Here is a 6,897-nt window from a genome sequence, read left to right on the forward strand (position 1 = left end):
ACCAGGAAGGCATCATGTTCACTTTCGACCAGCTGGCCGGTTTCGTCGCCGTCGCGGAAGAACTTCATTTCGGACGCGCAGCGGAACGGCTCAACATGACACAGCCGCCCCTGAGCCGGCAGATCCAGAAACTCGAGAAGACCGTAGGCGCCGAACTGCTGGAACGCGACAACCGCAAGGTGGAGCTGACTCCAGCCGGCCGTGCTTTTCTGGACGAGGCCCGCCGTCTGATGGCGCTGGCAGAGCGGGCGCCCGTTACGGCCAGGCGGATTGCGTCCGGCCGCTCGGGCCTCCTCCGCATTGGATTTACCGCGGCCAGCGGCTTCAGCATCCTTGGCCCGCTGCTGGAGGAGATCGCCGAGATCCTGCCCGACGTCGACATAGACCTCCAGGAACTCGTCACGGGCGAGCAGATCATGGGACTCCAGACCGGCGAACTGGACCTCGGTCTTGCCAGGCCTCCCTTCGACAACAAAATCTTCGACTCGCACCTCTTGTATCGCGAAGCCATGGTGCTGGCCGTTCCGTCGGGCCACCGGCTGGCCGGGCTCGACCGCGAAATCACCAACGAGGATCTCAAGGATGAGCCCCTCATCATGCACTCACCCACCCAGGCCCGGTACTTTTACGACCTTGTGGTACGGATGATCCCGATTCAGCACGCAAACGTGGTTCACACCGTCAGCCAGATCCTCACGATGGTTTCCCTTGTTGCCGCGAAACGGGGCGTCGCTTTTGTCCCGCACTCAGCCACGCTGCTGGGTATCCAGTCGGTGCACTTCCTTCCACTACAGAGCAGCGTCAACGACCCCGTTGAACTGCATGCCATCTGGAACCGGACCATCAGGAATCCCGCCCTCGCCAGGGTCCTGAAGTCGCTGGAGTTCCGGGAGCACTGAAGCATCCCGAGCCACGTAAGTGATGCTGAAAGCGCATCAATGCATACAAAAATGAACTTAGACAGGCATCGAATGCCTCCCTAGGGTGGAAGGGAAGCACTCACACGCCGCAGCGACGCGGCGCCGACATGGAGGACCATACCGTGGCCAAATACTCACCCCAGGAACTTGCCAATACCCTCAAGGACGGGCTGCTCTCCTTCCCGGTAACGTCGTTCGACGCGCAGCTGCAGTTCGACGAGGAAAACTACCGCAAGCACCTCGCGTGGCAGGCCAGCTTTCCGGTAGCCGGCCTGTTCGCAGCGGGAGGCACTGGCGAAGGGTTCTCGCTCACGCCGGCGGAGTCCGAGCGCGTGGTGCGTGCCGCCGTCGAAGAAGTGGGCAACGTTGTCCCGGTCCTGGCGTCCGCGGGCGGGTCCACCGCCCAGGCCATCGAAAACGCCAAGGCTGCCGAAGCCGCCGGAGCCGAGGGCATCCTGCTCCTGCCGCCGTACCTCACGGAGGCTGATCAGGGCGGCCTGATCGACCACGTGAGCGCGATCTGCAACGCCACGTCCCTCGGCGTGATCATCTACAACCGCGCCAATGCCATCTACAAGGACACCACTGTCGCCGCTCTGGCGGACCGGCACGAGAACCTCATCGGCTTCAAAGACGGCGTGGGTGACCTTGAGCACGACGCCCGCGTCTACGCGAAACTCGGCGACCGCCTGTTCTACCTCGGCGGTCTCCCCACCGCAGAGACCTTCGCCCTCCCGCTGCTGCAGCTTGGCATGAGCACCTACTCCAGCGCCATGTATAACTTCGTCCCGCAGTTCGCCCTGGACTTCTACCAGGACGTGCGCAACCAGGACCGGGTCGCCGTCAACAAGAAGCTCAACGAGTTCGTGATCCCGTACCTGGACATCCGTGACAGGGTCAAGGGATACTCCGTCTCGATCGTCAAGGGCGGCCTCGACGCAATCGGCCGCTCAGCCGGCGGTGTCCGTCCGCCGCTGCAGAACCTGGCGCCCCAGGATTTCGCAGACCTCAAAGAACTCATCGCCACCGTCTCCTGATCCACCGTCTCCTAGGAGGAAATACCATGACGCTCACCGGACACTCCCTGATCGCAGGGCAGGCCGTCGCAGGCGAAGGCAAGACCACCTTCGGCCTGGACCCCGCCACGAACGAACAGCTCGAACCCGCCTACACGCTGATCACCGAAGACCAGCTCCAGGCCGCCACATCCGCGGCTGCCGAAGCCTACGCCTCCTTCAGCACGCTGGACCCCGAGACCCATGCCGGTTTCCTGGAAGCCATCGCGGATAACATCGAGGCCATCGGCGACGACCTGATCATCCGCGCGGGCCAGGAGACCGGCCTGCCCGCAGCCCGGTTGCAGGGCGAGCGGGCCCGCACCACGGGCCAGCTCCGTCTGTTCGCGAGCGTGGTCCGCCAAGGCGATTTCCGCGGCGTCCGGATCGATCCGGCCCTTCCGGATCGCACTCCGCTGCCGCGCGCTGACATCCGCCAGCGCCAGATCCCCTTGGGACCCGTCGCGGTTTTCGGTGCCAGCAACTTCCCGCTGGCATTCTCGACGGCGGGAGGAGACACCGCTTCGGCCCTCGCCGCCGGCTGCCCGGTGGTCTTCAAAGCCCACAATGCGCACCCCGGCACCAGCGAACTCGTTGGCCAGGCCATCGCGAAGGCCGTCACGGACGCCGGGCTGCACCCCGGGGTCTTCTCCCTCATCTACGGCCCCGGCAGCAGCATTGGCCAGGCCCTGGTCGCGGACCCCGCCATCAAGGCAGTCGGCTTCACCGGGTCACAGTCCGCCGGCATCGCCCTGATGCGCACCGCCGCCGCGCGGTCCGAACCCATCCCCGTGTACGCGGAAATGTCCTCGCTCAACCCCGTTTTCGTCTTCTCCGGCGCCCTCAAGGGTGACGTGGACGCGCTGGCGCAGCAGTACGTCGCAGCCGTCACCGGCAGCTCCGGACAGCTGTGCACGTCTCCCGGCCTGCTGTTCGCCCCCGTTGGGGAGGATGGCGACAAACTCGCTGCCGCCGTCGGCCGTGCCGTTTCGGCGTGCGCCGGCCAGACCATGCTGACCGAAGGGATTGCAGCGTCTTGGAACTCAGGGGCCGGGGCGCTCGGCGCTGCCGAGAACGTGGACATCATCGGTGAGGGCACAGTTGGCCCCACCGAAAACGCGCCGGCGCCCACGATCTTTGGCACCGACATCGCCGACTTCGTGTCCAACCCCGTGCTCCACGCTGAAATCTTCGGCGCGGCCAGCCTGGTGATCCGCTACTCCTCCGCCGAGGAACTGATTGAAGCGACCAACCGGCTTGAAGGGCAGCTCACCGCGTCTCTGCAGCTCACCGAACAGGACTACCCGACCGCGGCGCGCCTGATTCCGGCGCTGGAACAGAAGGTGGGGCGCATCATCGTCAACGGCTGGCCCACCGGCGTCGAAGTCGGCCATGCCATGGTTCACGGTGGCCCGTTCCCGGCCACGTCCGATACCCGCACCACTTCGGTCGGAACCCTGGCGATCAACCGTTTCCTGCGCCCGGTCGCGTACCAGAACCTGCCGCAGGAACTGATGCCCGCACCGCTGCAGGACGCCAACCCTTGGCAGCTGAACCGCCGGGTCAACGGGATCGTTGCCGAGGCCGCTAACGAGAAGGACGAGGTCAACGCATGACCGCCCAGCCAACCGTTGCCCGCGTGGAAGTCGTACCCGTCGCGGGGCACGACAGCATGCTGATGAACCTCAGCGGCGCCCACGGGCCGTTCTTCACCCGCAACGTGGTCATCGTGACCGACTCGGACGGCCGCACCGGTCTCGGCGAGGTTCCCGGCGGTGAGAAGATCCGCACCACCATCGAGGAGGCCGGAGCCTTCATCACTGGCAAACCCGTGGCCCGCTACCGGTCGCTGCTGCGCGAGATCGCGGCGGAATTCGCCGACCGCGACGCCGGCGGCCGCGGCTTGCAGACCTTCGATCTCCGCACCACCGTCCACGCGGTCACCGCCGTCGAATCCGCGCTGCTGGACCTTCACGGCCAGTTCTTGGGCGTGCCAACCGCGGAACTCTTGGGCGACGGGCAGCAGCGGGCCTCGGTGCCGATGCTCGGTTACCTCTTTTTCATCGGTGACCGCCGCAGGACGAATCTGCCCTACCTGGTAGAGGATGCGCCCGCTGACCGCTGGGAAAGACTGCGCCGGCAGGAGGCTATGACCCCCGAAGCTGTGGTGGCGCTGGCCGAAGCCGCGCAGGAGCGCTACGGCTTCAGCGACTTCAAGCTCAAGGGCGGCGTGCTGTCCGGCGATGACGAGGTTGACGTAGTCACCGCCCTGGCCAAGCGCTTCCCCGAGGCGCGTGTCACGCTCGACCCCAACGGCGGCTGGCTCCTCGAGGAAGCCATCCGGCTCGGCAAGCGGATGCAGGGCGTTGTGGCCTACGCGGAAGATCCATGCGGTGCGGAAGGCCGGTTCTCCGGGCGTGAAGTAATGGCGGAATTCCGCCGTGCAACCGGGCTCAAGACCGCCACCAACATGATTGCCACTGACTGGCGCGAAATGTCCCACGCCATCCGGAGCAACGCCGTCGATATTCCTTTGGCGGACCCGCACTTCTGGACCATGCACGGGTCTGTCCGGGTGGCGCAGCTGTGCAACGAGTTCGGCCTCACGTGGGGATCCCACTCCAATAACCATTTCGACATCTCACTGGCCATGTTCACGCACACCGGCGCGGCTGCTCCGGGCGAGATCACGGCACTGGACACGCACTGGATCTGGCAGGACGGACAGGGCCTCACAAAGAACCCGCTGCAGATCAGGGACGGGGCCATCGCCGTTCCGGACGCCCCGGGCCTCGGGATCGAACTGGACCGCGATGCTCTGGACAAGGCGCACCAGCTGTACCTGGAGCACGGCCTCGATGCCCGCGACGACAGCGTCGGCATGCAGTACTACATCGACGGGTGGTCCTTCGACCCGAAGCGGCCGTGCCTGGTGCGGTAGAGGCCGTTCGCTAGGCAAGCAACACAGGCTTCCGCACGGCCGGACCTCCTCCCGCAACAGGAGACGGCCGTGCGGAACCCATACATCTAGATAGGTACATCTAAATAGAAGGGCGCAGAGTGGGCGGCGTTGTCTCCGGAATCCTCATTGTCTCCGCCGTCATCGCTGTGGGCTATTTCGCTGCCAGGCTGCGGATCCTGGGGCCCGAGGTCCAGGGTGCCCTCACCCGCACGGCTTTCTACGTCACCAATCCGGCCCTTCTGTTCACCGTGGTGGCCGGCAGCGACATCCGGGCCGCCCTCGGAACCGACGCCCCGCTGGCGCTGCTGTCCGCAGCGATAGTGGGGCTTCTCTATAGCGTGCTGAGCTTGCTTTTCTTCCGCCGGCCCGTGGCGGAAACCGCCGTCGGCGCCATGGCCAGCAGCTATGCCAACGCCAACAACATCGGTATTCCGGTCTCGCTCTACGCAGTGGGAACGGCCCGGCACGTAGCCCCGGTGCTACTTGTCCAAATCCTTGTCATGGCGCCGTTCTACCTGACGGTGCTGGGACTCGCCTCCGGATCGAAAATTTCCTGGAAGCGGCTGCTCGTCCAGCCATTCGCCAACCCGATGATCATCGCCTCCGGGCTGGGCGCCGTCGTGGCACTCACAGGCTGGACCGCCCCGGACCTGCTGCAGAAGCCGGTCGACATGCTGGCCGGGGGTGCCGTGCCGATGGTGCTGCTCGCCTTTGGCCTCGCCCTTGCCGGCAGGGCGCCGCTGCAAAAGGACGACGGCCGCACCGAAACTCTCGTAGCGACCTTCCTGAAAATCGCAGGAATGCCACTGATCGTCTGGGCACTGGGCCGATTTGTTTTCGGATTGGAGGGCCAGCACCTCCTGGCAAGCGTGATCATGGCCGCCCTCCCCACAGCCCAGAATGTCTTTCTGTTCGCTTCCCCGTACGGCAGGGGCATGACCGTGGCACGGGACGTCATCCTGTGCACCACGGTCCTGAGTGTCGGGGCGCTGCTGGTGGTCGCGTGGGCAGTCGGATAGGTACTTGGCTGACGGTCTTCAGGTGAACCCGGTCACCGCTAAAATGTCGGACCCCTCTGACAGAGTTTTCCTATGGAAGCCATGGGGGAACACGCAGCGGATCACACCGCGGGCCAGGCGGTAACGCCGGGCCTTAGCGCGGCTGCCCTGCTTCGAGGCCGCGCGCTTCGCAGCGTTCCCGCTTCCGCTTTGCTGACGGATCCCGCGGCGTCCGACGGCGGTGCTGCCGCCGGTGGGTCTGTCACCAGCGGGCTAAGTTCCGGCTTGCGCGGCGCCGACGCTACCTGCGGGAACGCGGCGTCCGACGGCGGTGCCGCCGCCGGCGGGTCCGTCACCGGCGTGACGTTTGCTGGCACCGCCTTCAGTGGCGGGGCGGCTGAGGCCCTGGAACAGTGTCTGGAGGCGCTGGCATCGGCGGTCGACGTCGCGGACAATGAACTTGGACTGGCTTCCTTCCGTAACGCGGCGGATTTCGCGGACCTGACCGAGGAGCTCTCCCGCCGGGCCGAGCACCTTCAGCTGCTCGCCGCGGCCGCGGTGGAGCGGACCCGCACCGAGGCGGTCAACGCCGCCGGACCCGCGGCCAAGACCACAGGCTGGACCACCGGCTGGGGCACCGGCACCGACACCGGCAGCGCAGGGGACGTCACCGCCGGATCCGGAGCGATGTCCGCAGCGGCGTCGCCGGGAACAGCGCCTGCGCGGGTGCGGTCTGTGCCTGCCGATGACGGGTGCCGGAACACCGCCGAATACCTCCGGGTCCGGCTCCGGATCAGCATCGGCGAAGCCCGCCGCCGGCTCGCCCTCGCCGCGGCCGTGCTGCCCCGCACCGGCCTCAACGCCCACCCCATGCCCCCCGCCTGCGAACAGACCGCCGCGAACCTCGCCGCCGGGACCATCGCCTCCCGCGCCGGAACCATCATCACCACCGCCCTGGACAA

At 66.3% G+C, this 6,897-nt stretch carries 6 protein-coding genes; all 6 read left to right on the forward strand.

All coding sequences use genetic code 11. The features are described 5' to 3' along the window. The first annotated feature begins 14 nt into the window (after positions 1–14). A complete protein-coding gene (locus tag AC1DDG_RS21010) occupies positions 15–899 on the forward strand; it encodes a LysR family transcriptional regulator (RefSeq protein ID WP_230121334.1) in 885 nt (294 codons plus the stop codon). A gap of 143 nt (positions 900–1,042) precedes the next feature. After that, on the forward strand, positions 1,043–1,957 hold the full coding sequence (gene kdgD, locus AC1DDG_RS21015) for a 5-dehydro-4-deoxyglucarate dehydratase (RefSeq protein WP_230121346.1): 915 nt from the start codon (positions 1,043–1,045) through the stop codon (positions 1,955–1,957). Between the two features lie 26 nt (positions 1,958–1,983). Next, a complete protein-coding gene (locus tag AC1DDG_RS21020) occupies positions 1,984–3,591 on the forward strand; it encodes an aldehyde dehydrogenase (NADP(+)) (RefSeq protein ID WP_476877600.1) in 1,608 nt (535 codons plus the stop codon). Continuing rightward, the gene (locus AC1DDG_RS21025) at positions 3,588–4,916 is read left to right on the forward strand and encodes an enolase C-terminal domain-like protein (protein WP_476877601.1); all 1,329 of its coding nucleotides are present in this window, start codon (positions 3,588–3,590) and stop codon (positions 4,914–4,916) included. The genes AC1DDG_RS21020 and AC1DDG_RS21025 overlap by 4 nt, the downstream gene beginning before the upstream one ends. 119 nt (positions 4,917–5,035) lie before the next feature. Then, entirely contained in the window at positions 5,036–5,956 is a 921-nt protein-coding gene (locus AC1DDG_RS21030; RefSeq protein ID WP_476877602.1) for an AEC family transporter, read from the forward strand. Positions 5,957–6,028: 72 nt separating this feature from the next. Beyond that, positions 6,029–6,897: DUF222 domain-containing protein (locus tag AC1DDG_RS21035; protein ID WP_476877603.1), on the forward strand; the 869-nt coding region annotated here is incomplete at its 3' end.

Source organism: Arthrobacter sp. 10L430 (assembly GCF_056395245.1).

Bases quoted from the DNA above. Each gene is read 5' to 3' on its own strand.
- AC1DDG_RS21025 (WP_476877601.1), top strand. From the start codon at position 3,588: ATGACCGCCCAGCCAACCGTTGCCCGCGTGGAAGTCGTACCCGTCGCG.
- AC1DDG_RS21020 (WP_476877600.1), top strand. From the start codon at position 1,984: ATGACGCTCACCGGACACTCCCTGATCGCAGGGCAGGCCGTCGCAGGC.
- AC1DDG_RS21010 (WP_230121334.1), top strand. From the start codon at position 15: ATGTTCACTTTCGACCAGCTGGCCGGTTTCGTCGCCGTCGCGGAAGAA.